The organism is Agromyces sp. GL_144 (assembly GCF_057834305.1).
On record NZ_CM174399.1, the window covers coordinates 3600175 to 3625817 of the forward strand.

Consider the following 25643-nt stretch of genomic DNA (forward strand, 5'->3'; position numbering starts at 1 on the left):
GACCCGTCATGATCGACGCCCTCCAGGACTTCGCGTCCTCCTTCCCCGACTTCCTGCAGTGGCTCGGCGTCATGATCGTCGCGGCGGTGCCCTTCATCGATTCGTACTTCGGCTCCGTCATCGGCGTGCTCATCGGCCTGCCGCCGGCGCTCGCGATCGGCGCCGCCGTGATCGGCAACGTCATCTCGATGCTCGTCTTCGTGTTCACCGCCCACGGCGCCCGCACGAAGGCGATCGCGAATCGGCGACGCAAGGATGCGCTCGTCGGGGCCGGAGTCTCCGGCGCCGGGGCACCCGGGGCTGCGGCATCCGGTGCTGCCGGTCTCGACGGCTCGGGCCCCGACAGGGTCGCCGCGCCTGAGGAGTCGCCCCGACGCGAGAAGCTGCGCCGGGCGTTCGACCGCTACGGCGTCGCCGGGGTCAGCCTCATCGGCCCGGTCATCCTGCCCAGCCAGTTCACCTCGGCTGCGATGGTCTCGTTCGGGGCGAACCGCAACCTCGTGATCTTCTGGCAGGTCATCTCGATCGTGCTGTGGGGCGTGGTGTTCGGCGTGCTGGCGACGCTGGGGGTGTCGCTGGCGCGCTGATCGGGTCCGGCGCCAGACGGGGGTCGGCGCCGAGCCGGCGAGGGCCGGGAGCATGCGCTCCCGGTCCTCTCATCGAAAACCGGCGCTACACGGCTACACGGCTACACGGCTACACGGCTGCACGGCTGCACGGCCACATCGTTCTCGGACGTACGCTCCCCACTGGCCGGGTCGAGCATGACCACCGAGGCCACGCACCTGTTCGGACTACTCCGAGCGCGGTCGTTCCGACAACCTCAGCGCGACACCGTGCTGAGGTGCTTCGATCGCAGCACCGGTGATCCTCGGGTCGCATCGCCGACCCGAAGCGGTGCTCGTGTCCTACGAGCGGTTCGTCGCGAACACTCGCACCAGCGAACCTGCACCGTCGGCAGCGACCGAGCGAGCGCCAGGTCACCTCCTCGACGATCTGCGTCGCCGCCGAGCACTCGTCGAACGCCTCGCGCGCGCCAACCGCATCGCGTCCGTCAAGGTCTTCGGCTCAGTCGCACGCGGCGACGAGACGACGTCGAGCGACGTCGACCTCCTGGTCGTGCCAGAAGACGACGCATCGCTGTTCGACCTCGCACAGTTCGAACTCGACATGGAGTCCCTGTTCGAACGACCGGTCGATGTGGTCTCACGCCGATCACTCGACGCCGAGCGTGACCGGGCGATCCTCGACGAAGCCATCGATCTGTGAACACAGGCGACCGGGTCGACCGCTGGCTCACCGACCTGCGTGCAACCCTCGATGCCGCAGCCGACTTGGTCACACGCGGACGAGACGAGTTCGACGCGGACCCGGCGCTGCCCTTCGCCTTCGAAACGCTCTCCAACCGCGTCGGAGACCTCGCGAAGCGGCTGGCCTCAACCGAGCCCGCACGTTTCGACGACCCGCTCTGGTCACAGGCCGCCCGCAACCGCGACTTCGTCGTTCACCACCACGACCGTCTCGACACGCACGCGCTCTGGGTCACGGTGTCGCGGAGTTTCCAGGAACTCCGCCGGGTCGTGAACGTCTCGTCGACGAATGACCGATCGCTCCGTCTCTCGCCGCACCTCTACGCCGGGTCGATCACGATGGACCGTTCCCACCGGGCCCAAGGTCACAACTGGGTCACTTGTCCCAGTTTGCTCTTGACCGAGAGGGGCGCACTGCGGATGCTGATCTGACCCGAACCCCCGTCACGATGGAGTGTCATGCGTCGAGCCCGCCGTCCGATCGTCGCCGTCGCCGCGACATCCGCCCTCCTGCTGCTGCAGGCCGTGCTCGACCCGACGGGGCTGCTCGCGCTCGTCGGCTGGCCGGGCGGCGCTCCGCAGCTCGAGCTCGGATGGCCGGTCGCGCGCTATCTCGTGTTCGTGCCGGTCATGCTGGCCGTCGTGTGGTGGGCGGCCGTGCGTGCCGGCGACCGCTTCTGGACGATGACCGCCGGCACCGTGCTCGCGGCCCTGCTCGCGCAGGCGGCGGCCTGCTTCGCGATGACGGGCGACCTCGCGCTCGCGGCCTGGGCCGGCGGGTTCATCACGGCGAAGGCGGTGCCGTCGGCGCTCATCGTGGCCGCGGTCGTGCGGTTCGCCGGCGGGCCGCGCGACATCCGCCTGCTCACCGCGAACGCGCGCGGTTCGGTGTGGCCCGGCGCGGTCGCGCTCGGTGCCATCGCGCCGCTGCTTGCCGGCAACTGGTGGACGGGCGCCGCCTACGCCCCGCTCACCCCCTCGCCGCGGCCCGACGACGGCCCGGTGCTCATGCTCATCGGCGTCGCGCTGCTCATCGGCTCGGCCTGGCTCGCCCTCGCGTGGATGCGCCGTCGCGTGCCCGGCTTGCTCGGCGTCTGGCTCGGCGCCCTGGTCGCGGGCGGGCTCTTCGGGCTCGTGCAGGGTCTCGCCGGACTCGTCGTCGACGACGGATTCCGGGGCGACCTGTGGCCGCTGCTCGCGACGTACATCCACGTGGCCGACGGCCTCGCGTTCGGCGCCTGCACCGGCTGGATCGTCGCCGTCGTCGCGCTCGTCGCCGACCGCGTGCTGGCCAGGCGCAACAGCGCAGCGGATGCCTCGGCGGGCACGCCCGCAACGACGGAGTCCGCGACGGCGGAGCCGGCCGAGCCCACGGCGGCCGAGCCCGCGGCCGCACCCGTGCCGTCGGCCACGGCATCCGCGAAGGCCGCGGCACCCGTGAAGCTCGCGACATCCGTCGGCATCGCCGTTGCCGTGATCGCGGCATCCACCCTCACGGCCTCGCTGCTCGCCCCAGCCGCCGCGAGCGCCGGCGCCAGCGCCGACGCCGACGAAACCGCCCGCTCCGAGGCATCCGCCCCGGGTGAATTCCTGCGCGTGCAGAACGGGCACATCGCCGACGGCGAGGGTCGGCAGGTGCTGCTGCGCGGCGTGAACGTGAACCAGCTCGTCGACTTCTACCAGCCGCGCGCCGAGGTGCCGGCGACGCGCCCGCTGACCGAGGCGGACTTCGCCGACATGGCGACGTACGGGTTCGACGTCGTGCGCCTGAACCTGTCGTGGTCGGCGCTCGAGCCCGTGCAGGGCGAGCTCGACGCGGGCTATCTCGCAACGATCAAGGAGGCGGTCGGCTGGGCGAAGGCGCACGGCATCCGCACGGTGCTCGACCTGCATCAAGACGGATGGTCGAACGCGGCGACCCCCGAGGGCACCGAGTGCCGCCCGGGCACCGACCCGATGTGGGGCTACGACGGCGCGCCCGAGTGGGCGACGCACTTCGACGGCGCGGCGCGCTGCTCGTTCACCGGGCGCGACATCTCGCCCGCCGGCGACCGCGCGTTCGAGCATTTCTGGTTCGACACCGACGGCGTGCAGCAGGCGCTGGTGCGCACGTGGGGCGAGCTCGCGGGCGAGTTCCGCGACGAGCCGGCGGTCGCCGGGTTCGACCTGCTCAACGAGCCGGGCTTCGGCGAGACCGCGCCCGTGACGACCTCGCTCAAGCTCGGCGAGTTCTCGGCGGCGGCGATCGACGCGATCCGCGAGGCGGGTGCGCCGCAGATCGTGTTCGTCGAGCCGAGCATCCTGTGGTCGGGTCTCGGCATCGACAGCGGGCCCTCGCTCGGCTTCACCGACGACCCGAACGTGGTCTTCTCGCCACACCTCTACGCCGAGTCGATCACGATGGATCGTTCGCTCGGCATCCCGACGATCGTGAGCATCGAACGCCAATTCGAGCTCGCGCAGCGCGTGGCCGATGAGCACGGCATGCCGATGTGGTCGGGCGAGTACGGCTACTGGGGCGACATGGATTCCCGGCTGGAGCGCCTCGAGCGCTACGCCGCCGAGGAGGACCGCCGGATGCAGGGCAGCGCCTACTGGGTGTGGAAGCAGTCCTGCGGCGACCCCCAGAACGGCATCGGCGAGCTCGGCGACGCGCTCGTGCCCGAGGACTGCGCCACCGGCGAGGACGCCCCTCGCCCCGAGCAGCTGCTCGCCGTCCTGAGCCGCGCCTACCCGCAGGCGGCACCGGGCACGCTCACGAGCCTCTCTTCCGGCGTCGCGGGCGATGACGGCGAGCGGATGTCGCTGACCGGCGTCGTCGACGAGCCGACGTGTGGTCTCGTGGTGTGGGTTCCCGGTGCGGCGGAGCCGTCGATCTCCGCGTCGAGTGGGCTTACCCGGGTCGAGCTCGAGCAGCAGCCCGGCGGATGGCTCGTCACGGCCTGTGCCGACGGGGAGTACGCGCTCGCGACGGACGGGTGAACGCGGATTCGTCAATCGCATCGTCTCGCAGGGCGAACGGCCGGGAGTTCCGCTCCCGGCCCTCCCTTCGGAAACTGGCGCTACATGGCTACATGGCTACATGACAACCCCAGACACTGGCTCTCAGACGGAATCCTCAGCTCACCATTCCGGGCAGGCCGCCTGCAAGGCGTCGGCGATCTCGTACGGTTCCATCGCTCCGTCTGAGGCCACCCGCACCACGAACGCGACCGCATCGCCCTCGTCCATCACGACGTCCCACCCGTTCAGTCGGAGGAACGCGATCGTGATGACCCACGCCGTGCGCTTGTTCCCATCCATCAGGGGGCGGTTGCGCGCGAGCGCGGTCAGCAGCGCCGCTGCCTTCGCCCAGATACCGGAGTGGACATCCACACCGAACACGGGCATCGGTGCGGCGAGGGCCGAGAGCATCAGCCCACGATCGCGGTAGTGGAACCCCAGCCGGTCGACCACGAGCGGGTCGACCTCGTCAGGGGTGATGTAGACGACCGGCTTCTCGTACAGGGTCATGCGTCAGCGAGCTTGGCGAGGATGCCGGCGTCGCGCTCGATCACGTAGTCGAACGCGGCGCGCACCCGAGCGGACTTGTCGTCGCGTGCAGCCTTCTCCTCGATCGCCATGATGACGATCTCGTTCTTGGAGCGGCGCTCGGCGGCAGCGAGTTCAGTCAGAAGGCGGTCTTGCTCCTCAGTGAGGCGCAGCGTGAGTGCCATAGCGAACCCTTCCAATGTGGTATCGCCATGATACCGAAGCGTCGCGCGGCCATGGCATCACGAATCACGAATCACGAATCACGAATCACGAATCACGAATCACGAATCACGAATCACGGGATCGTGTCGATCCGGCCCTGTTCTGTTCGACGCATGAGTAGGAGGGGCTCCGAACGGAGCCCGACGACGAAAGGTTCGATCATGACGCAGTACTTCCTCACCGTTCCCCACGACTCCGCCGAAGAGCCGACCATGGCCTCGATGCAGGAGCTCGACCCCGCCGACCTGGCCGCCGTGCTGGCAGCGGTCGACGAGTTCAACACCGCGCTCAAGGACTCGGGCGCGTTCGTGTTCGCGGGCGGGCTCTACCCGCCGTCGTCCGCGAAGACCATCGACCCCTCGTCGGGCGAGCCCCGGGTGCTCGACGAGCCATTCGTCGAAGCATCGCAGTACGTCGGCGGCTTCTGGATCATCGAGGCCGCAGACGAGGCCGCGGCCGTCGAATGGGCGACCAGGGCAGCCGTGGCGCTGCAGGGCCGCATCGAGGTCCGGGCCTTCCAGGAGGAGCCGGCCGCCTGACATGCGGTGATGACGTCGGCTCGCGATCCGTGCACGGCCGCGCCAGGGCTCCGCGGTTCATTCGCGCGGGGTACGGTGCCCGCCGCCGGTGTCGAGATCGTCGCCGCCCTCGAGGTCGGGGCCGTCGCTCTCGGTGATGTTCGCCCCCTCGAAGAACGGATCCACGCCGAGCTCACGGTCGTGCTCGGCACGCAGGCGCTGCTGCTCGTCGGGATCGTCGGCGAAGTCGCGGTCGTCGGGCAGGTCCTGGTCGTCGCGTCCGGTGGTGTCGCTCATGTCGTCTCCTCGGTCATGCGTTCATGCTCCTTCGCTGGGTCGCGTGAGTGCAAGGGGTTGCGGAACGAGGTCGGAACGAGGCCGACCGGCGGATGTCGCGAACCGGTGTCAAGCCCTTCCGCGCAGGAGCCGCCGCGGGTGACGCTTGGACTCCAAGCGCACATCCGCGCGGAACCCACGAGGGAGCGATGATGACGGATCCACCCGACGACCGCCGCAGCGACGACGACCGCAAGCGCGACGACGACCGCACCGAGGTGCCGGCCGGCGTGCAGTCCGTCGACGAGGGGCTCCCGAACGACGAGCTCCGCGACGACGAGACCATCGTCCGCGATACCGAGAGCGGGTGAGGGCCTGTCGTTCGGCCGCCTGCCGCCTTGACCAGGGCAGCGGATGCCGCGGCATCCGCTGCCCTCGTGCGAGTCGCGCTACTTCACGACCACCGGCACCGGCTTCGAGGCGGTCTCGCCGTTGGCGTTGACGAAGACGACGACGAGCGAGTGCGTGCCCGCCGCGACATCCGTCAGCTTCACCGTGGCGACCTGGGCGGCCGGCGTCGCCGCGACGAGCGAACCCGACCCGCCGGCCGACGCCGCGACCGGCTCGCCGTCGAGCTCGAACCGGTACGACGTGGCGTTCGTGCCCCACCAGAGGTTGGCGGTGGCGGTGAACGATCCGTCCTGGTCCCAGTTGTCGTGCGAGACGACCGGCACGGCGGGCGCGGCCTGCGTCACCTTGACCGTCGTCGACGAGGTCGCCGTCGTGCCGACCGAGTTGATGAGCTCACCCGTGTACACGTAGGTGCCGTTGGGCTTGCCCTCGAACGTGACGCCGGTCGTCTGCGACATGCCGGCGGTGTCGCCGAGCACCTTCGTCGCGACCAACTCGCCGTTCTCGTACAGCCGGAAGATGCTGCCCGGCGTGCCCCACCACAGGTTCATGACCACGTCGTAGTCGCCGTTGTGCAGACCGGTCTCCCAGCCGCTCGTGTTCGAGAGCGTTCCGGCGCCCGGCGCTGACGACGCGCCCGAAGTCGGCACGACCAGCACGGTCGATGACGCGGATGCCACGAGCCCGGCGTGGTTCGTCGCCGTCACGACGACCGACACCTCGCCCGACAGCCCGAGGGCGGCCAGATCCACCGCGGCATCCGCTTCCACATCGACGCCACCGACCGTCACGACCAGCGAACGCACCCCGCTCTCGGGGTCGTCGGCCGTGATGGCGAGCTGCAAGGTCTCGTCGTCGGCCACGGTTCCGGTCGGCAGTCCGGTGATGACCGGCGCCGAGGCATCCGCAGTGGGAGCTCCGACGTAGGCGATCGACGCGACCGGCGGTTCCGCCATCTCGGCCCCGATGAAGTACGACGGGTTCGGCGGCTGGTTGTACGCCGAGTTCTGCCCGGCGACGCCGACCCGGTACTGCGAGTCGTGCATGAGGGTCGGGATGCGCGCATCCGTGACATCCGTCGTCGTGTAGATGCGGATGCCGCTGCCGTCGTCGAGGCGAACCGCGAGCTCCTCACGCCAGTCGCCGAACAGGTCGGCCTGCACCACCGGGTTGCCCTTGGTCGTGTTGTTCGTGAGCGTGCCGTCGAGGCGCTTCAGCAGCACCGACGATGAGGTCGCGGGGTCCCACTTCGAGATCGTCGGCACGCCCGTGGCCGTGGCCTCGGAGTAGACGTGGTCGGTGATCTCGCGCGTGAGGTCGCCGTCCCACCAGGTGACGAAGTTCGCCGCCGGGATATCGGTCGACAGCACCTCGCCGTCGGCGGTCTTCAGCGTGCCGACGGGCGAGTTCCACGCGGCATCCCCGCCGATGTTCCAGGCTTCGGCTCCCGGGTGGCTCGGGTCGATGTCGGCGGCGACGCCACGACCCGTGTCGCGGGAGGCCGCCGTCGACCAGAGCACCTCGCCGGTCTCGGCGTCGCGCATGCTCGCACCGATGCCGCCGTTGCCCGAGACGTCCTCGTGCACCGCGTAGACCTCGAGGCCGTCGCGGTCGGTGACGAAGTCGCCCACGTGCAGCGCATCACCGTGGAAGAGGCGCGTGTTGTAGAGCGGCGTGCCGTCGTCGTCGATGGTCATCGAGCCGAACACGATCTCGTCGAGTCCGTCGCGGTCGACGTCGGCGGGCACGAACTGGTGGTTTCCCTGGCCGGTATAGGCCGACCCCGCGACATCCGAATCGAAGATCCAGCGCTGCTGCAGTCGCCCGTCGACGAGGTCCCACGCGACGATCACGGTGCGCGTGTAGTAGCCGCGGCTCGTGATGAGCGAGGGGTGCTCGCCGTCGAGGTAGGCCACGCCCGCGAGGAACCGGTCGACCCGGTTTCCGTAGGTGTCGCCCCACGAGCCGACGTTGCCGCGGCCCGGGTTGTAGTCGACCGTGTCGATGGCCGCGCCCGTCGTGCCGTCGAAGACGGTCAGGTACTCGGGGCCGCTCAGGATGTAGCCGCTCGAGTTGCGGTAGTCGGCGGATGCGTCGCCGATGACCGTGCCCGCACCGTCGACCGTGCCGTCCGCCGTCTTGAACGCGACCTCCGAGCGCCCGTCGCCGTCGAAGTCGAAGACCTCGAGCTGCGTGTAGTGCGCGCCGGCTCGGATGTTGATGCCCAGGTCGATGCGCCACAGGCTCGTGCCGTCGAACTTCACGGCCTCGGCGTAGACCTTGCCGGTGTAGCCCGACTGCGAGTTGTCCTTCGAGATCGACGGGTTCCAGAGGAACACGAGCTCGTACTCCCCGTCGCCGTCGACATCGCCGACGGTGCCGTCGCCCGGCGTGTACGTGACGATCTGGCCGTCGGGCAGCACGTCGTCGGCCGGCTTGTTCAGCGGGATGTCGAGGTACTGGTCATCCCACACGCCGAAGTCGTCGGCGACGGTGACCTCGCGGGTCTCGCCCTCGGCGCCCTCGCCCTCGCTGCCCTCGCCGCCCGATACCAGTGCCGTCACGAGGTACGTCGACTCGGTCGTGCCGTCGGGGTCGACGAGGTTCGTCGCGCCCGTGATCGGCTCGTCGTTCACGAGCGCGCCGTCGCGGTACACGTTGAACCCGAGGTCGCGCGCGTCGAGCCCGAGCAGGCGCCAGCCGACGTACACGCCGCCGCCGTCCGCCTCGGTGCGAGCCACGGCGACGGGCGCCCGGTCGAGGAACTCGGCCTGCCGCACGAGGGTGGTCGCGACATCCGTCGCCAGGGTCTCGGATGCCTCGGACGCCCCGCCCGCGTTCTGCGCGACGACGCGATAGAGGTAGGGGCGCGTGGTGAGCACGTCGGTGTCCTCGTACGAGGGCGACGTGACCGTGGCCACCTGCTCGAAGTCGATGTCGGCGCGGGTGGAGCGGAACACCTTCCACTGGATCACGTCGTCGGCGTCATCCCACGCGATCGTCACGCTGTTGCGTTCGATGGCGGATGTCGCGAGCCCGGCCGGCGTCGCCGGGGCGGCGGTCTCGGGGTCGACGACGGATGCCGCGAGCCGATCGCTCTGCCGCGAGACACGGTCGCCCTTCACCGTGGCGATGGCGTAGTCGTAGCTCTCGCCGAGCTGCACGTCGGTGTCATCGAAGGTCGTGGTCGAGGCATCCGTCACCTGACCGATCTCGACGAGCGTGCCGCCGGGTGCCGAGCGGAAGATCGTGTACCCCGTGGCATCCGCCACCGGCTGCCAGCCGAGCGTGACCGAGAGGTCGCCGTCGGCGGCGACACCCGTGACCGCGAGGCCCGTGGGCGACGCGAGCGGGGTCTGCACCCTGATGCCGTTGATGCGGCCGTCGCCGCCCGTGACGCGGATGTTCAGCTGCCCGTCGGCGACCTCGACCGCCGGGAAGTACGCCTCGTGCACGTTGCCCGTCGTCGTGCGCGGCCCCGCGTAGGCGGTGCCCTCGATGTCGAAGTTCGTGCCGTTGCTGGCGATGAGGTCGCCCGCGTAGGTCGTGACCTCGTAGGCGCCGTTCGGCACGTCGACCGCGAACGCCTGGTTGCCCGCGATGGTGAAGTCGCGCGCCATGAGGTCGTCGCCGCCGCGGTCGCGGAAGCCGTCGGTGGCGGGTGCTGTCGTGAAGCCGTAGCCGCGCGTGGCGTTGTAGGCGGTGCCGGGGCTGACGCCGAGCCAGCCGGCGGCGACCGGGGTGGATGGGCCGCCGAAGTCGAAGGCGAGGTCGATGTTGGCTTCGTCGGCTGCGGCTGCGTCTGGGGCTTGTGGCGCGTCTGGTGCTTGTGATGCGTCTGGGGCGTGTGCTGCGTCTGGCGCTTGTGGTGCTGGCGCGTCTGGTGCTTCGGCGGCGGATGCCGGCGCCACGGCGGCGAGGGCTGCTCCGGCGGCGAGCGCCGTTCCGGTCAGCAGTGCGATGAGCGGCCGCGATCGGCCGCGGCGTACGTTCGGACCCACAGGATCTCCTTCGATCGAGTACTGGTGCCTGGCATTGCGTTGCTCGCGGCGGGCGTGCGCGCCGCGCGTGGTTCGTCGCGTTCTCCGTTCGGGAAAGCGATTTCCCATGAATCGTGTCAATCCTCGCCTGCGGCGTTCGGCGAGTCAAGAGGCGACGCGAAGAAGGCGCCAGGCGCTCGGCAGCCGCCCCTCGCATCCGGTGATATCACCGCGATATACTCGACCCCATGACCACCCACGAGCCGGATGCCGCAACGCTCGTGCGCCGCGCGCGCGAAGACGCCCGGCTCTCGCAACGGGCGCTCGCGACCCTGGCCGGCATCAAGCAGCCGAACCTCGCGATGATCGAGTCCGGCGCCCGAGTACCGAGCGACGAGCTCCGCGAGCGCATCCTCCGGGCCGCGCGCATGCGCCCCTCGATCCCACTCGAGCTCTTCGCCGAGCGCATCCTCGAGCTCGCGCCGAAATACGGCGTCAGCGACATCCGCGTCTTCGGTTCGGCCGCTCGCGGAACCGATACCGCCGACAGCGACGTCGATCTGCTCGTCGAGGCAGGGCCCGACGTCGACTTCCTCACCCTCGCGGCGTTCCGCCAGGAGGTGGCGGACCTGATCGGGTTCCCGGTCGATGCCGTTGTCGACGACGACGCGGATCCGGTCGTGCGTGCACTCCGACGCGAGGCGGTGCCGCTGTGACCGACGGCGCCCCGAAGCGCGGCCGTTTCACCGCACGCCAACGGATCGAACCCGAGCGCTCAGAGCGCTCAGAGCGCTCGGACCTCTCGGGTCGCTCGCGCGAGCGCCTGTCCGACGAGGTCGCCCGACTTCGCTCGCGCTTCGAGCGCGCAACCCGCGAGGGGCGCGAGGCCTTCGCGAATGCCGACTCCGACGCCTACGACATCGGCATGCTCGCCGTCATCCACCTCGCCGATCTCGTGAACCGCCAGCTCCCCGACGAGATCGCGGACACCCTGCCTCGACTCGCGCGCGATGGGCTCCGTGCGACCCGCAACATCGCCGCCCACAATTACGCCGGACTCGACAACACGCGTCTCTGGGAGACCGTCTCGACCCACGCGCCCGCGCTGCTCGACGCGATCGATGCCGCGCTTCAGGCACGGCCGACGTCGAGCGCCCCCGGATAGAGCTCGTCGAGCAGCCCGAGCGCCAGCTCGCGCAGCAATTCCTCGAGCTCGCGCTCCACGCGCTCCTCGTCGTCGCCACGCCGCGCCCAGATCACCGCGAGCCGATCCTGCTCCGCCACGACCGCGTCGACCACCATCGGCCGCCAGTGTTCCGGATACTCGCCCTCGCGCCAAGCGCCGCGCCCGCGGCCGTAGTGCGCGACCGCGAGGTAGCGCAGCAGCGCCGAGGTCACGAGCCCGTCGAGGAACGCCTCCTCCCAGCGCAGGCTCGACTCGGTGCGGCCGCGCACGACGTTGACGCCCTGCGCGACGCCCGCGCCGCCGAGCGCCCCGATGATCGCGCCGGCGACCATGCCCGCGCCGAACGTGAGCCCGCCGGCCAGAAGGTCGGCGCCGAGCCCCGTGAGCGCCCCCGAGACGACGCCGCCAAGCGCCGCGGTGCGGGTGCCGTCGAGCGGCGCGTCGAGGTGCACGCCGTCGGCCACACGTTCGAGCACCTCGTCGGCGGCCCGCCCCTCGAGCCGGTGGATCGCGATGAGCTGCTCCATGCCCCGCCGCAGATCGGCCTGCAGCCGGGCGGCCATCTCGTCGGTGGTATCCGATCGCGCCTTGGTGCGCGCCGCGTTCGGCAGGCCGAACGAGCCGGTGACCCGGTTCGTGAGCGGTTCGGCCGGCAGCACGACCCGGTCGGCGGCGGCCCGCGCGATCGGCCCGGCCAGCGCCGAAATCGCCGCGGAGAACTCGCCCATGCGCAGCTCACGCCACGCGGCCGACAGCCGTGCGAAGGCCGGCCCCGAGGCATCCGGAACCAGCGGTTCGATCGCCCGGAACAACGTGAACTCCTGCACCCAGCAACGCGCGAACGCATCGAAGGCGAGCACGTCGCGCACGTTCGTGGTGGGGCCGAGCGCGGCACGCCAGCGCGCGGCATCCGCTTCTTCGACGGCCCGCTCGCGCGGCGTACCGGTCTGGTTGAGCAGCACGAGCACGGGCTTGCCGATCCACTCGAGCACCTCGAGCTCGGGGGCGAGGTAACCGGCGTCGGCGGGCGCCTCGGCGGCATTCACGAGGTAGAGCACGACGTCGGCCTGCTCGGCGACATTGCGCACGGCGAGCTGGCTGAGCCACAGCGCGCGGTCCTGGTAGCGGTCCCACACCTGCGTCAGGAACCAGCCGATGGGGTTGCGGTCCTGCCGCAACCGGCGCGCGAGGCGCACGCTGTCACCGAAGCCCGGGGTGTCCCACAGCGTCAGCAGGTCGCCGTCGGAGGTCTGCACGAGCGGGAACGGCGTCGCCTCGGCGGTGACGTGCGGGGCGTCGCGCACCTCGCCGACGTCGCGCCCGAGCAGCGTGCGCGCGAGCGTCGTCTTGCCCGCGTTGGTGTGCGAGATGAGCGAGAGCGAAACGGCGCCGGCGTCGAGCCCCGGCACCTCCGCCGGTCGGTCGCTCATCGTCGACTCCCGTCGGGCTCTTGGTTTTCACGAGCGGATGCCGCGGCGCTGAGCTGCGCCTCGGCCGCCGCCAGGTCGGGGTCGGCCAGGTCGACGAACACCGGAACGCTTCCGTGCGCCTCGAGCAGCTCGCTCCACGCCGTGCGGCGCTCCTCGCGGCGCTGCGCGTCGTCGCCCCAGCGCGCGAGGAACGGCGACTCGTCGACGAGCACCACCGAGGGGGCGGATGCCGCGAGGAAAGCGCCGTGCGCATCGTCTTCCGGCGTCGCCGTGAGGCTGAACAGCGGCAGCAGGGTCTGCGTCGTACCCGCGGCATCCGGACTCGACCAGGCGTCGTCGCCCCAGGCGACGGGCTCGTCGATGGTCGCGGCGGCGTTGCCGTACGCCCGCGCGACGATCGCCTCGAGCCCGGCGCGCGCCTCGGGCGCGAGGGTGTAACTGTACGGGATGACGCGCACGCGCGCCGGCTCGCCCACCCACCCGGCGATAAGGCGGCGGTAGTACGGCTCGTCGAGCGGCAGCGCGACGTTCTTGGCGCGGCGCCGCTCGACCAGCCCCGCGACGACGGCCAGCATGAGCCGCGGAATGATGACGACGACCGCGACCGTGCCGGCCATGAGGTGCATCCAGATCGCGGCGTTCTCGCTCGCGGGCGCCCGGATCGCCTCGATCGCCGCCACGTCGGGCACCGGGATGCCGGTGAGCCACGATCCCGGCGCGAGCGTCACGGCGAGCAGCGCGTGCACCTGATCGGCGCCAAGGAACGTGCTCTCCCACGACGCGCGGTACTCGAACGCGAGCCCGCGCAGGTAGAGGCCGGCGATCAGGCCGAGCGCGGTGGCCGCCGCCGCGAGGTGAAGCACACGCGCGGCGCGCGCTCCGTAGAGCGGTGCGGCGACGCGCGCCCAGTCGCGGGGCAGGGCAGCGAGCACGGTGCGCCTGGCGGCGGTCGCGGCATCCGCTCGGGTGTTGTCGCCGGATGCCCGCACCGACGCCACCCGAATCAACACGGACCGCACCGGCCCGGCCGCACCGCGCCGGAGCACCAGCGGCCGCACGAGCAGCCAGACGTACACGACGAGGTTCCACGCGACGAGCGCGAACACGGGCGGGGCAAGCAGGTTGATGCTCGATCCGCCGCCGATGCGGTCGATGAGCACGCCCAGCACGAACGCGGCGATCACCGTCACGACGCCCACCCACGGACGCCACCGGATGCCCCGCACCGTGCGCGTCACGGCGGGCTGACGCGTGCCGACCCGTTCGAGCACGAGCTGCGCGCGCCGTCCGAGAAATTCCTCGGCGCTCGCCCGCTCCCCCACGATCGCGGCCGCCGCGCGGCTCGCCCACTCGCGGTCGGCATCGGACCACAGCACCCGATCGCGATCGGCCGTCTCGACGGCGCGCGCCGCGGTCGTCTCGAGGGCGGCCGACTCGTCCATGCTGCGGAGTCTATGCCGGGGGTCGGGCACTATCTGCGTTATTGCGTGCCCGAAGATCCGTGAACGCGAGGGCGGTCAGATTGGGGAGGGCTTCGTCCTGCTGTAGGTCACGGGCACGCGCCGCAAAGGGCGGGTAAGGCACGGCTGGGTAGCGTCCGGGCCCGCACCGTACCGACTCCGACCCCCATAACGGGGCACATCGCCGGATTCCCTCACGCAACTGCAGCGAGAAGACGTCTGATCATCAGCGAACTACTGCGCCGGCATCAGCACCAGTGCGACCTTTGGGTCCAGGCCCCAAAAAACTCAACTGCAACACTTGTCGCACCGCACCGCTACCGTGAGACACGATCATGATGACGATCGCGCCGTTGCGGCGCGGAAGAGACGAGCGATGACACCGACGACCAAAGAAGCCCAGCGCGCGGAGCTCCACAAGACGATCTGGCGCATCGCCAACGACCTGCGCGGGAGCGTCGACGGCTGGGACTTCAAGAGCTACGTGCTCGGCATGCTGTTCTACCGTTTCATCTCCGAGAACCTCACCGCGTACATCAACAAAGGCGAGCACGCGGCAGGCGAAGTCGACTTCGACTACGCACGCCTGCCCGACGAGCAAGCCGAGTTCGGACGCACCGAGACCGTGGCGGAGAAGGGCTTTTACATCCTCCCATCCGACCTGTTCCAGAACGTCCGGCTCAGCGCGCCGACCGACTCGAACCTCAACGAGACACTCGAACGGGTTTTCAAGGACATCGAGGGCTCCGCTCTCGGCGCTGACAGCGAGGACGACCTGAAGGGCCTGTTCGACGACCTCGAAGTCAACAGCTCCAAGCTTGGCAACACCGTCGCCAAACGCAACGAGAAGCTCGTGAAGCTGCTGGATGCCATCGGAGACCTACCGCTCGGCAACTTCGTAGAAAACTCGATCGACCTGTTTGGCGACGCATACGAGTACCTCATGCAGATGTACGCCTCGCAGGCCGGCAAATCGGGTGGTGAGTACTACACACCGCAGGAAGTGTCCGAGGTACTCGCGAAGATCACCGTGGTCGGAAAGACGCGTGTCAACAAGGTTTACGACCCGGCTGTCGGTTCGGGCTCGCTGCTGCTGAAGTTCGCGAAGGTGCTCGGCAAGGACAACGTCGGCGGGTTCTACGGTCAGGAGATCAACCTCACCACATACAACCTCGCCAGGATCAACATGTTCCTGCACGAGGTCAACTATGAGAACTTCAGCCTCGCCCACGGCGACACCCTCACCGACCCGCAGCACTGGGATGACGGGCCGTTCGAGGCGATCGTCTCCAACCCTCCGTACTCGATCAAGTGGGAGGGCGACGCCAACCCGCTGCTCATCAACGACGAGCGCTTCGCACCCGCAGGAGTGCTCGCGCCGAAGTCAAAGGCCGACCTCGCCTTCACAATGCACATGCTGAGCTGGTTGGCCGTGAACGGCACGGCTTCGATCGTTGAGTTCCCCGGCGTGCTTTATCGCGGTGGGGCGGAGCAGAAGATCCGCAAGTACCTCATCGACAACAACTACGTCGACGCCGTCATCCAGCTGCCGCCTGACCTCTTCTTCGGCACCTCGATCGCTACATGCATTATCGTGCTCAAGAAGTCCAAAGCCGACAATCTCGTGCTTTTTGTGAACGCGTCCGCCGAGTTCAAGCGCATTGGCAACAAGAACCTGCTGTTGCCGGAGCACCAGCAACACATCCTCGATACCTTCACCGCCCGCACGGACGTCGACCACGTCGCCAGGCTAGTGCCGAACGAGGAGCTTGCCGCGAACGGCTACAACCTCGCCGTGACCTCTTACGTCGACCAGAAGGACTCCAGCGAGGGTATCGACATCGCCGACCTCAACGCCGAGATCGCACAAATCGTCGCCCGGCAGGCTGAGTTGCGCGCCTCGGTCGATGCAATCGTCGCCGACCTTGAGGGCTCGCGGTGAGCCGTCTCGACGCGCTGATCGCCGAGCTGGCTCCCCGCGGCGTGGCCAACCGACGCCTTGGCGATGTAGCGCAGATTTCCGGTCGGAATGTTCAGCCCTCGGCGATGGGCGACGCGCCTGTCGCCGTGTTCAGCTTGCCGTCTTTCGATAGCAACACAGGTCCGGAGGTCGTTTCCGGTACAGAAGTGGGGTCGGCAAAGACGAGGCTCACGGGCCCAGTCGTGCTCGTTGCGAAGCTCAACCCGCACATTCCTCGAGTCTGGAGGTTGGAGTCCATCCCGAATCGGGCGTACTGCTCACCTGAGTTCTATCCACTAGCGCCCGACACAACCTCTCTCGAGATTGGCTTCCTCTACTACTTCATCCTGAGCAAGATGACGTGGCTCGCTGGAACTGTCACGGGCAGCACGAACAGTCACAAGCGACTACAGAGAGAGGACTATTTGCGTTTGGAGATCCCGGTGCCGCCCCTATCGGTACAGCGGGAAATTGTTCGAATTCTAGACCAGTTCGGTCAGTTGGAAGCGGAGCTGAAGGCGGAGCTGGAAGCTCGGCGTCGCCAGTATGAGTACTACGCCGGTGAGTTGCTGACTGTTAGTGGTGATGTTCCGCGCGTTAAGTTCGGTACCATCGCGACCATCGTGCGGGGTGCCTCACCGCGACCGATTCAGCGATTCTTCACATCAGCGTCCGATGGTGTGCCGTGGATCAAGATCGGCGACGTCCCGCCGAACGGAAAGTACATCACTGGTACGGCTCAGCGTGTAACAACCGAAGGCGCGGCCAAGTCGCGGCGCGTCCTGCCCGGAGATTTCGTACTCTCAAATTCGATGAGCTTCGGCCGTCCGTACATCTCAAGGATCGAGGGCTACATCCACGACGGTTGGTTAGCAATCAGCAATTTCGAGGACTCGTACGTCGCCGACTACCTGTACTACCTACTTCGATCTGCCCCGGTCCAGGAGGAGTTCAAACGGCGCGCGGGCTCAGGTACGGTGCAGAATCTTAATGCCGAGATCGTGCGTTCGGTTGAGATCCCGTTGCCGCCGCGGGACGTGCAGGAGCGCGTGGTTGCGCACCTCGACTGGTTTGATGCGCTCCTCAACGACAATTCGATTGGGCTACCGGCAGAGCTGGCCGCGCGTCGAAAGCAGTACGAGTACTACCGCGACAAGCTGCTGACGTTCCAGGAGGCGACCGCGTGAGCGAGGCATCCGCGCGCATCTACGATCCGATCGCTATCTCGGCGGAGAGCACCGTCGTCGCGGAATACATCCCCGATCCGAAGTCTGAGACGGCGTATCAGTCGGAGGCCGCGCTCGAACAGCAGCTGATCGGTCTCCTTCAGTCACAGGCGTACGAGTTCCTGCCCGTGGCATCCGAGTCTCAGTTGGTCGCGAACCTCCGCACCCAGCTCGCGGCGCTGAACCAGATCGAGTTCAGCGATAGCGAGTGGAAGGACTTCTTCGGGAACAAGATTGCGGGCAAGAACGACGGGATCGTCGAGAAGACGATCCGCATCCAGGAAGATTACGTCCAGCTCTTGAAACGCGATGACGGATCGACGAAGAACATCACGCTGCTCGACAAGCAGAACATCCACAACAATCGGCTGCAGGTCGTCAACCAGTACGAGATCGCCGGCGGCGAAGGCGGCGGAAACTACGCGAACCGCTACGACGTAACGATCCTCGTCAACGGCCTGCCCATGGTGCATGTCGAGCTCAAGCGTCGTGGTGTCGAAATCCGCGAGGCCTTCAATCAGATCGACCGGTACCAGCGCGATAGCTTTTGGGCCGGGTCTGGCTTGTTCGAGTACGTGCAGCTGTTTGTCATCAGTAACGGCACGCTCACGAAGTACTACTCCAACACGACCCGCCGCCAGCACCTCAATGAGGGGCAGAAACCAGGCAAGGGCCGCAAGACATCGAACTCGTTCGAGTTCACCTCATGGTGGGCGGATGCCCAGAACAAGCCGATCCAGGACCTGCCGTCGTTCGCGAAGACGTTCTTTGCCAAGCACACACTCCTGAACATCCTCACCCGGTACTGCGTGCTGACCGCCGACCGGATGCTGCTCGTCATGAGGCCGTACCAGATCGTCGCGACCGAGCGCATCCTGCAGCGCATCGAGATCTCCACGAACTACAAGCAACATGGCACCCTTGCTGCGGGCGGATACGTGTGGCACACCACTGGGTCGGGCAAGACCCTCACCTCCTTCAAGACAGCGCAGCTGGCGTCGAAGATGCCGAGCGTCGACAAGGTGGTGTTCGTGGTGGACCGGAAGGACCTCGACTACCAGACGATGCGGGAGTATGACCGGTTCCAGAAAGGCGCCGCGAACTCCAACACGTCAACGGCGGTGTTGAAGAAGCAACTCGAAGATCCGGGCGCACGGATCATCATCACGACGATCCAGAAGCTTTCAACGTTCATTAAGGCGAACAAGGTTCACGCCGTCTACGACGGGCATGTGGTGATCATCTTCGACGAGTGCCACCGGTCCCAGTTCGGCGACATGCACACCGACATTACAAAGGCATTCAAGCGCTACAACCTCTTCGGGTTCACCGGCACCCCCATCTTCGCGGCCAACGCCGGCACCGGCGGCAACCCGCAACTGAAGACCACCGAGCAGGCGTTTGGTGAGAAGCTGCACACCTACACGATCGTGGATGCGATCACCGACAAGAACGTGCTGCCGTTCCGCATCGACTACGTCAACACCGTCAAGGTCGGGACTGTGGTCGACAAGCAAGTTACCGCGATTGATACCGAGAAAGCGCTGCTCGCGCCCGAGCGCATTCGCGAGATCGTGAAGTACACGCTGGAGCACTTCGACCAGAAGACGAAGCGATCATCCAGCTACGAGCACTCCGTGGTCGTCAACGTGGCCGAGTCGTCGCGGGCCCGCCGCCAGGCCGAAGCTGTGCGGGAACGCAAGCGGGTGCGCGGGTTCAACGCGATCTTCGCCACCGCGTCAATCGACGCCGCTCGGCGCTACTACAACCACTTCCAGGTCCAACAGGAAGTAATCGCCTCCGATCGCCGGTTGAAGATCGGCGTCATCTTCTCGTATGGCGCGAATGACGCCAGCGATGATGGCCTCCTCGACGACGAGGCCTTCGATGCCGATGCTCTCTCGATGGATGATCGTAGTTTCCTCGAGGATGCGATCCAGGACTACAACGGCCTCTTCGGCACGAGCTACGACACCAGTGCCGACAAGTTCCAGAACTACTACAAGGACCTCTCGCAGCGGTTGAAGAACCGTGAACTCGACCTCGTCATCGTGGTCAACATGTTCCTCACCGGCTTCGACGCGACCACGTTGAACACCCTGTTCGTCGACAAGAACTTGCGCGCCCACGGACTTATCCAGGCGTACTCGCGCACCAACCGCATCCTGAACTCGGTGAAGACGTACGGCAACATCGTCGCCTTCCGCAATCTGGAAGACGAGACGAACGCTGCGCTCGAGCTGTTCGGCAATAAGGACGCCCGAGGCGTCGTGCTGCTCAAGCCGTACGCCGAGTACTACGGCGAATACGCAGACAAGGTCGGCGAACTGCTCAGCCTGTTCCCTCTGAGCCAACAGATCGTCGGAGAGAGCGCCCAGAAGGAGTTCATCCAGCTCTTCGGACAGATCCTGCGGCTGGAGAACATCCTCACCTCGTTCGACGACTTCGCCGGGTCGCAGTTGCTCACCGAACGGCAGGGTCAGGACTACCGCAGCGTCTACCTCGATCTCTACGCAGAGTTCCGGAAGGAAAAGGGCGCTGACAAGGAGATCATCAACGACGATGTGGTCTTCGAGATCGAGCTGATCAAGCAGGTCGAGATCAACGTCGACTACATTCTCATGCTCGTCGCGCAGTACCGCGAGCAGTACGGCGACGGCCAGGACAAGGAAATCCGCGCCGAGATCTCACGTGCCATCGACGCGAGCCCGACGCTTCGCAACAAGAAGGACCTCATCGAGGACTTCGTCGAGTCGCTTTCCGTTGATGGTTCTATCGATGAGGAGTGGGAGGAGTTCATCGCCGCCAAGCGCGAGGCCGGGCTGGCAGCGATCATCGCGGACGAGCAACTGAAGGCCGACGAGACCCGCGCGTACATCGAGACCGCGTTTCGTGAGGGCATCCTTCAGACGACCGGAACCGCGATTGCGAAGACCCTCCCGCCGGCGTCCCGTTTCGCACCCGACGGTGGTCACGGCGAGCGGAAGCAGCGAGTCATCCAGAAGCTCAACGAGTTCTTCGAGCGCTTCTTCGGACTGGGGTCCGGTATCGACTCGTAGGAATGTGTGCGGGCAGAGCGAAGCGCTAGACGATATGAGCCTGCGGCCTTCTTCTTGAGGCTGGGGCCTCGATTCGCGCAAGCGTGGGTTACCAGTCCTTTTCGGGGGCTGGCCTATCCTGTCTTGACGAACGCGACGTACGCGAACCCGGACCAGATCGCCACGTACGTGATGTCAGCAACCCACAACCGGCGCGGCGCGGTCGCGGTGAAGCGGCGCTGGACGAGGTCCTTCGGCTTCTCAGCCGAGGGGTCGGATTTCGTGGTGAAGACCTTCTTCGAGCGTTTCACCCCGCGCACGCCTGCCAGATGCATGAGCCGTTCGGTCTGGTCGCGGCCGATATCCCAGCCCTGCCGGCGCATCAGGGCAGGCATCTTCCGCCGCCCGTACACGCTGTAGTTCTCGGCATGCAGGCGGGCGATCTCGGGAACCAGCAGTTCCTCGCGCAGCTGCCTGGCCGACGGGATACGTGCTTTCGCCGCACGATACCCGCGGGAGGTGATGAACCCACGAACTGCCGGGCGCAACGCCCGACAGATGGCCTCGACCCCGAAGCGATCCTTGTGCTCGTCGATATAGCGGATCATCTCGTCGTGGGACGGTCGAGTTCCTTCGCGAAGAACACGCTGGCGGACTTCAGGATCTCATTCGCACGCTTGAGCTCAGCGTTCTCGCGCCGCAACCGCGTGTTCTCTTCCTCGACATCGGTGCGGACACCAGGCCGTTCGCCAGCGTCGACCTCGGCACGGCGCTGCCAGACCCGCAGCGTTTCCGGGCTCATGCCCAGCAGCCCAGCGACATGCCGCACGGCAGCCATCAGATTCGGGTGATCCGGCCGAGCCTCCGCGAGCATCCGCAACGCCCGCTCACGCATCTAGGGAGAGTACTTCTTGTTCATCGTGTTCCATCCTTACTTCAAGAACGGAACAAAACCCAGGCCGATTCACGCTCGTCACCACCGGCACAACCGTCGTTGACCAAACGAACGAGCGCCCGGAGCTTAATCACTCCGGGCGCTCCCCTGCCACTTGACAGGAATCACTCACATATCAGCTGGACAACTACCAGCCTTGCCTTAGCGTCTCTGCTTCCTCAAGTCCGACCCGCGAGAACTCGGAGGATAGACGCTCGACCACGCGCTGCGCGTGATCAGCTTTCAAGTCGCCAACCCAACGCCAAGATTTGCCCCGGCCTTTCACTCTGACTTCAGGAAAGCGCCCGATCTTCCGGTACCAACGAACTTGCACAGTTCCCGAAGGACAACTTTCGAAGTCACGCATCAGAATTTGCGATGGCTTCGGCAGCACTCGCAACCGCACATAGCCTCCCGAAGCCTGGGCGTCGCGGACGGTCAAGTGACTTGGAGCTCGGTCGCCTTCGCGAACGATCTCAAGAGGCAACAGCGGAAACATTCGGGAGCCGTCAATCCGGACGCTGTCGCAAAGCGGCTGAACACACACTGCGTACACACCCTCTTGCTCAACGATCGTTCCAAGCTGCAATACAGGCGAAGGCTTGGCGTACCTGCTGCGAAGTGACATTCGCATGGAGAAGATCTGGTCAGAGAGCTGTTTCTCCTCGAGAGTCTCTACAAACAGATGAGTTGCTTCCGCTGCAAGCTTCTTCTTTGTGATACCTACGCCCCCAAGCTTCTGAGTCATCTCCTGGCTGAAACCATTCGTAAGAAGTTGCAGACGAAGCTCGGCGCTCATCGACTCGATGCTAGATACGCCGCGTTCACCAATCCTGCTGTTGTGTTTCAGCCACTCGCGAACCCGCGGCATACCCACATGAGAACCAACTTCGTGGTCCTGCACAATCGCCGAGAGCTCCGACGAAATCAAACCTTCGACCTGCCGTTCAACGTCCTCTGGATAGGGCAAGGAGACGCGTTGGCCAAGAACGGCACCGTCGATCTCCGGCCCCAGCGCCGCAAGCAGCCGGTGGGCATCGTTTCGGATGCCAGCGAGCGCAGCAAGCGAGGCAGTCGTCACTAGACCCAAGCTGTGGCGGCCAAACTCCTCGACGACGACCGTCGGTAGAGCAGAAATCGCTCGCCGACGATCAGCGAGATCAGGCGAAATGCTCTGTATGTGCTCTTTCGCGAAGACAGCAACTCGAACTGGGCCGCGGCTGAACGCGACGTGGCGATTGTCGTCCCACTTCAACTCGACCTGGGAGAGGCTCTCCTCCGTAGCCTTAGCAATACGTTCAGTGATCTGCCTTAGGTCAGGTTCACCGGTGTAGACGGTGACCAACCGGAGGCGCTGACGAGGGGAATTGGTGTCGTCGCGCAGAACTGCTCGAATTAGCTTCTCTGCTGTTGCACCGTTGTCGCCGTTGAGGTTCCAATCGAGAATAAGTGCGTCGGCCCGCTTGGCTGTACGAACAAAAGCTGGTCTGAAATCTTCGTTCTCTTCTGCCGATTGCGGGGACAAGATTGCGCACGAGAGGGCCGCGTCCGCAAAACTGCGCGACACTGCTTGGACATCAAGCTCATCGCCTTCAGTAGAAGCGTTCGGTGCGATCAACCTAAGTGGCGTACCTACCGATGAACCTTCGTCTTCATCCCAGGCTTCATCGGAAGCCAACGTAGGTTTCGGCTCTCTACGAAAGGCCTCGTCATCGATCATCAGAATCGTTTGCAGAAACTCCGTTACCTGGCGGCGCACATGAAGCTCAAATCTCGTGGCCAACTCAGTCCTCGCTCTCATCAGGGAGAATGATCTCGAACCTGGCTCCTCGGTCCGCGACTGGAGCAGCGAGGGTGATGTTTGCTCCGTCCCGCCGAAGAACTTCTCGCGCAACAAAGAGCCCGTACCCCGATCCCGCGGGCTTCCTTGAAAAGCCCTGCTCAAAGACGGCTTCTTCGTCACCCACGCTGATCCCAGGCCCTGAATCTGTCACGGTAATCAGCCCAGGTGACTTGTCGAGGTGGATCACCCGCTCGCCCGCGTAACGACCCAGCCAGTAAATGGCATTGTCGATCAGATTCACAATCACCGGATACAAGGTCGATGGGTACATACGAATACGCATCTGTTCAAACGACTCAGAAACATTGAGCGCGATCTCCTGATCGGCTAGACGCTTCTCGAAAACATCATGAAGGTAGCGCTGGACGTCCATGCCTCGAATCTCAACTGGCTCACGATAGAGCCGGCGATGGAGCGGTGTGAAGAGCTTCAAATACCCGTCTAGGTGGTCGAAAGATACCCTCAAGTCCGTATACAGGGGCCGCAATCCAGCATTCTGTTGTGCCCATGACCGAAGTCTTCGGAGATTGTCGCGAACGGACTTGATACTGTTCTCAAATTCATGAGTCACAATGTTGACAGCCATGCCGATCTGCACGAGCTCGAAGTCCTGCGCTGCACGATCAGTGAGAGCTTCAACGCGTGCCTCTAATTGCTCGACTTGGTCAACCAGCGACACTTCGTCGATCATCTCGTCCTGCGACGACCATGCAACAGCACGTAGTTGCTCCGAAATCGCGCTGAGCTCGTCCGCTTGAACTGTTGCCACCCTCCGCACACGCTCCTCAAGTGAGTTGCGGAGCATAGTAAAGGTCTCGTCAGTCATACCGGAGACATCAGTTCCGCCTGCTTCCTGGAGGACACCGACGGCCGCATCCTCAAGGATCCGGTGAGCACTCCTGACGGATTCTTTGGCACGATCGCCGATTTCGTTCGCGCGTCTGCTCAGCTCCTGCCTGGCCTCACTCGCAAGAGTCCGAGCCTCGAAAACTGCCTGGCTGACTGCATGGTCGAAACGAAGCCTTCTGTGCAAGGCAGCGTCAAGAGAGAGGCCTGCCTCGCCCAATGTCGATTCGATCTCGCGTTCAGCTGGCTCAACGACCGAGGACAGTACCTCGGAGCGAGCCGCTTCGTAGGCTGTTGAGCGACGGCTGAGGTCGGCACTTAGCGCGACGCCACGGGGCCGCTTTACCTGCAGGTCTGAGGCCAGCTCCCGGAGCTTGGTACGGGCGGCCAACTCAGCGCGAACCAGCCGGTCGGCTCCCGCCGAAGGATCATCTTCTCGCTGCGCCGTCTCAATCGCCGAGAGGATGTCCGCCCGAATCTCCGCGACTCGTTCTTCGGGGATCCGCGCATCGACGGCATCAAAGAATCGGTCGAGCGAGGCACTGTACTCGGAGCGGCGGACACGTACCTGCTTACTTCGCGCGCGGCGCGCCTTCTCCATTCGTTCGTTCGCGAGACGTCCTTCTTCGTACATCTCGGCTTGAGCACCGCCTTCGCGGAAGAACTCCGATGCGACCTGGAGGAGGAAGTTTTGGAGAACCGCGCGAAACTGACGATACGCCTCATTCGTGGCGAATCCCTCACGCCCCGCCTTCTCTCGTAGGCGACTGTTATTGGCGCGTGATATCTCCACGGCCCCAAACATTCGACGATAGGAGAAGAAGTGGTCAGAGGCCGACTTGGTTCGACGCAACTCCACGTCGAGCCAGTCGAACCTGCTGTCGCCGTACGGCAAGACCCTGATTCCGTCTCGATATATATAGAGACCGCCGTAGCGGTCCAGCTTTTCCGTGATTAGGAAGTATTCGTTAGGTGCGAGTCGAGACTGCTTGGACCTGCCTTGAATGTATGCAAGATTCAACTTGAATGGTCCGCATTGGGTCTTGACGCCTCGGGCAGCAGGCCAGGCAAGCGGAAACGGTATCGGCTCGCCGCCGAAGATCGACACCGTTCCTGTGAACTGCCCATACTCGTCAAACTGGCCTTGAAAGTGATGGTCAGCATTGAGAAATTCTTCTACCGTGAAGAACTCCTGTTCCTCGATCAAATCGCTAACGTTGTCAGGCGCACGATGATCCCGAAATGCCGTGCGCAACTCAGGAGTGCTGTGCCCCGGAGTCATTGTGTTTGCGAACCCGATCAGGGTTCGGAGGAGCGGAGCCGCCTCCTTGGGCGTCGGCGGATCGAGGTCTGCCTCTAGGTCCGGTGACGTCGGCAGAATCATGAATGCGGTCCCAGAGCCGAACGCCGTTAGGTCGACGCCAGCCACGTGAGCAAGCTGGGTCAGGTCAGTGTCACCCCAACGAGCG

21 protein-coding genes are annotated in these 25643 nt (G+C 65.9%); 11 read left to right on the forward strand and 10 right to left on the reverse strand.

Going from position 1 to position 25643, the window contains the following annotated elements; translation table 11 throughout:
• Positions 1-8 precede the first annotated feature (8 nt).
• The 4 genes from AC3IPY_RS16540 (at position 9) to AC3IPY_RS16555 (ending at position 4292) form a co-directional block, all read left to right on the forward strand.
• Complete coding sequence (locus tag AC3IPY_RS16540; RefSeq protein WP_489185354.1) at positions 9-587, forward strand: hypothetical protein; 579 nt, start codon at positions 9-11, stop codon at positions 585-587.
• Positions 588-903: 316 nt separating this feature from the next.
• Positions 904-1269 (forward strand): nucleotidyltransferase family protein, encoded by a 366-nt coding sequence (locus AC3IPY_RS16545; RefSeq protein ID WP_489185355.1) that lies wholly within the window; start codon positions 904-906, stop codon positions 1267-1269.
• Entirely contained in the window at positions 1266-1742 is a 477-nt protein-coding gene (locus AC3IPY_RS16550; protein ID WP_489185356.1) for a HepT-like ribonuclease domain-containing protein, read from the forward strand. Before AC3IPY_RS16545 ends, AC3IPY_RS16550 begins: the two co-directional genes overlap by 4 nt.
• 27 nt (positions 1743-1769) lie before the next feature.
• Positions 1770-4292, forward strand: a complete 2523-nt coding sequence (locus tag AC3IPY_RS16555; RefSeq protein WP_489185357.1) for a cellulase family glycosylhydrolase — start codon at positions 1770-1772, stop codon at positions 4290-4292.
• 141 nt (positions 4293-4433) lie between these two features.
• On the opposite strand, the gene AC3IPY_RS16560 is transcribed toward AC3IPY_RS16555, so the two are convergent.
• Together AC3IPY_RS16560 and AC3IPY_RS16565 are read right to left on the reverse strand one after the other, a co-directional pair.
• Positions 4434-4823, reverse strand: a complete 390-nt coding sequence (locus AC3IPY_RS16560; protein WP_489185358.1) for a type II toxin-antitoxin system death-on-curing family toxin — start codon at positions 4821-4823, stop codon at positions 4434-4436.
• On the reverse strand, positions 4820-5026 hold the full coding sequence (locus AC3IPY_RS16565; protein WP_055861989.1) for a ribbon-helix-helix protein, CopG family: 207 nt from the start codon (positions 5024-5026) through the stop codon (positions 4820-4822). The genes AC3IPY_RS16560 and AC3IPY_RS16565 overlap by 4 nt, the downstream gene beginning before the upstream one ends.
• 201 nt (positions 5027-5227) lie before the next feature.
• On the opposite strand from AC3IPY_RS16565, the gene AC3IPY_RS16570 reads away from it, so the two are divergent.
• A complete protein-coding gene (locus AC3IPY_RS16570; protein ID WP_489185360.1) occupies positions 5228-5605 on the forward strand; it encodes a YciI family protein in 378 nt (125 codons plus the stop codon).
• A 57-nt stretch (positions 5606-5662) separates the two neighbouring features.
• Here AC3IPY_RS16570 and AC3IPY_RS16575 read toward each other — a convergent pair whose 3' ends face one another.
• Complete coding sequence (locus AC3IPY_RS16575; protein ID WP_489185361.1) at positions 5663-5881, reverse strand: hypothetical protein; 219 nt, start codon at positions 5879-5881, stop codon at positions 5663-5665.
• A gap of 191 nt (positions 5882-6072) precedes the next feature.
• Between AC3IPY_RS16575 and AC3IPY_RS16580 the strand changes: the two genes are divergently transcribed.
• Entirely contained in the window at positions 6073-6231 is a 159-nt protein-coding gene (locus AC3IPY_RS16580; protein ID WP_489185362.1) for a hypothetical protein, read from the forward strand.
• A gap of 78 nt (positions 6232-6309) precedes the next feature.
• On the opposite strand, the gene AC3IPY_RS16585 is transcribed toward AC3IPY_RS16580, so the two are convergent.
• Complete coding sequence (locus AC3IPY_RS16585; RefSeq protein ID WP_489185363.1) at positions 6310-10272, reverse strand: rhamnogalacturonan lyase family protein; 3963 nt, start codon at positions 10270-10272, stop codon at positions 6310-6312.
• Between the two features lie 227 nt (positions 10273-10499).
• Between AC3IPY_RS16585 and AC3IPY_RS16590 the strand changes: the two genes are divergently transcribed.
• Positions 10500-10967, forward strand: a complete 468-nt coding sequence (locus AC3IPY_RS16590) for a nucleotidyltransferase domain-containing protein (protein WP_489185364.1) — start codon at positions 10500-10502, stop codon at positions 10965-10967.
• Positions 10964-11416 carry a HepT-like ribonuclease domain-containing protein gene (locus AC3IPY_RS16595; RefSeq protein ID WP_489185365.1) on the forward strand — a complete coding sequence of 151 codons (453 nt, stop codon included), beginning with the start codon at positions 10964-10966 and terminating at the stop codon, positions 11414-11416. Before AC3IPY_RS16590 ends, AC3IPY_RS16595 begins: the two co-directional genes overlap by 4 nt.
• Here the strand turns inward: AC3IPY_RS16595 and AC3IPY_RS16600 are convergent.
• Entirely contained in the window at positions 11383-12867 is a 1485-nt protein-coding gene (locus tag AC3IPY_RS16600; RefSeq protein ID WP_489185366.1) for a DUF3482 domain-containing protein, read from the reverse strand. The two genes, AC3IPY_RS16595 and AC3IPY_RS16600, sit on opposite strands and share 34 nt — an antisense overlap.
• On the reverse strand, positions 12864-14309 hold the full coding sequence (locus AC3IPY_RS16605) for a DUF2868 domain-containing protein (protein ID WP_489185367.1): 1446 nt from the start codon (positions 14307-14309) through the stop codon (positions 12864-12866). Before AC3IPY_RS16605 ends, AC3IPY_RS16600 begins: the two co-directional genes overlap by 4 nt.
• A 394-nt stretch (positions 14310-14703) precedes the next feature.
• On the opposite strand from AC3IPY_RS16605, the gene AC3IPY_RS16610 reads away from it, so the two are divergent.
• Genes AC3IPY_RS16610 through AC3IPY_RS16620 form a run of 3 tightly spaced genes read left to right on the forward strand, consistent with a single transcriptional unit; the run spans position 14704 to position 20572 of the window.
• Positions 14704-16269, forward strand: coding sequence for a type I restriction-modification system subunit M (locus AC3IPY_RS16610; RefSeq protein ID WP_489185368.1), 1566 nt, complete (start codon positions 14704-14706; stop codon positions 16267-16269).
• Positions 16266-17474 (forward strand): restriction endonuclease subunit S, encoded by a 1209-nt coding sequence (locus AC3IPY_RS16615; RefSeq protein ID WP_489185369.1) that lies wholly within the window; start codon positions 16266-16268, stop codon positions 17472-17474. The genes AC3IPY_RS16610 and AC3IPY_RS16615 overlap by 4 nt, the downstream gene beginning before the upstream one ends.
• Entirely contained in the window at positions 17471-20572 is a 3102-nt protein-coding gene (locus tag AC3IPY_RS16620; protein ID WP_489185370.1) for a type I restriction endonuclease subunit R, read from the forward strand. Before AC3IPY_RS16615 ends, AC3IPY_RS16620 begins: the two co-directional genes overlap by 4 nt.
• A gap of 113 nt (positions 20573-20685) precedes the next feature.
• On the opposite strand, the gene AC3IPY_RS16625 is transcribed toward AC3IPY_RS16620, so the two are convergent.
• The 4 genes from AC3IPY_RS16625 to AC3IPY_RS16640 form a co-directional block, all read right to left on the reverse strand.
• A complete protein-coding gene (locus AC3IPY_RS16625; RefSeq protein ID WP_489185371.1) occupies positions 20686-21159 on the reverse strand; it encodes an IS3 family transposase in 474 nt (157 codons plus the stop codon).
• The gene (locus tag AC3IPY_RS16630; protein WP_489185372.1) at positions 21156-21446 is read right to left on the reverse strand and encodes a transposase; all 291 of its coding nucleotides are present in this window, start codon (positions 21444-21446) and stop codon (positions 21156-21158) included. Before AC3IPY_RS16630 ends, AC3IPY_RS16625 begins: the two co-directional genes overlap by 4 nt.
• Before the next feature lie 187 nt (positions 21447-21633).
• A complete protein-coding gene (locus AC3IPY_RS16635) occupies positions 21634-23205 on the reverse strand; it encodes a response regulator receiver domain (RefSeq protein WP_489185373.1) in 1572 nt (523 codons plus the stop codon).
• A 64-nt stretch (positions 23206-23269) separates the two neighbouring features.
• Positions 23270-25603 (reverse strand): ATP-binding protein, encoded by a 2334-nt coding sequence (locus AC3IPY_RS16640; RefSeq protein WP_489185374.1) that lies wholly within the window; start codon positions 25601-25603, stop codon positions 23270-23272.
• Positions 25604-25643: the final 40 nt, after the last annotated feature.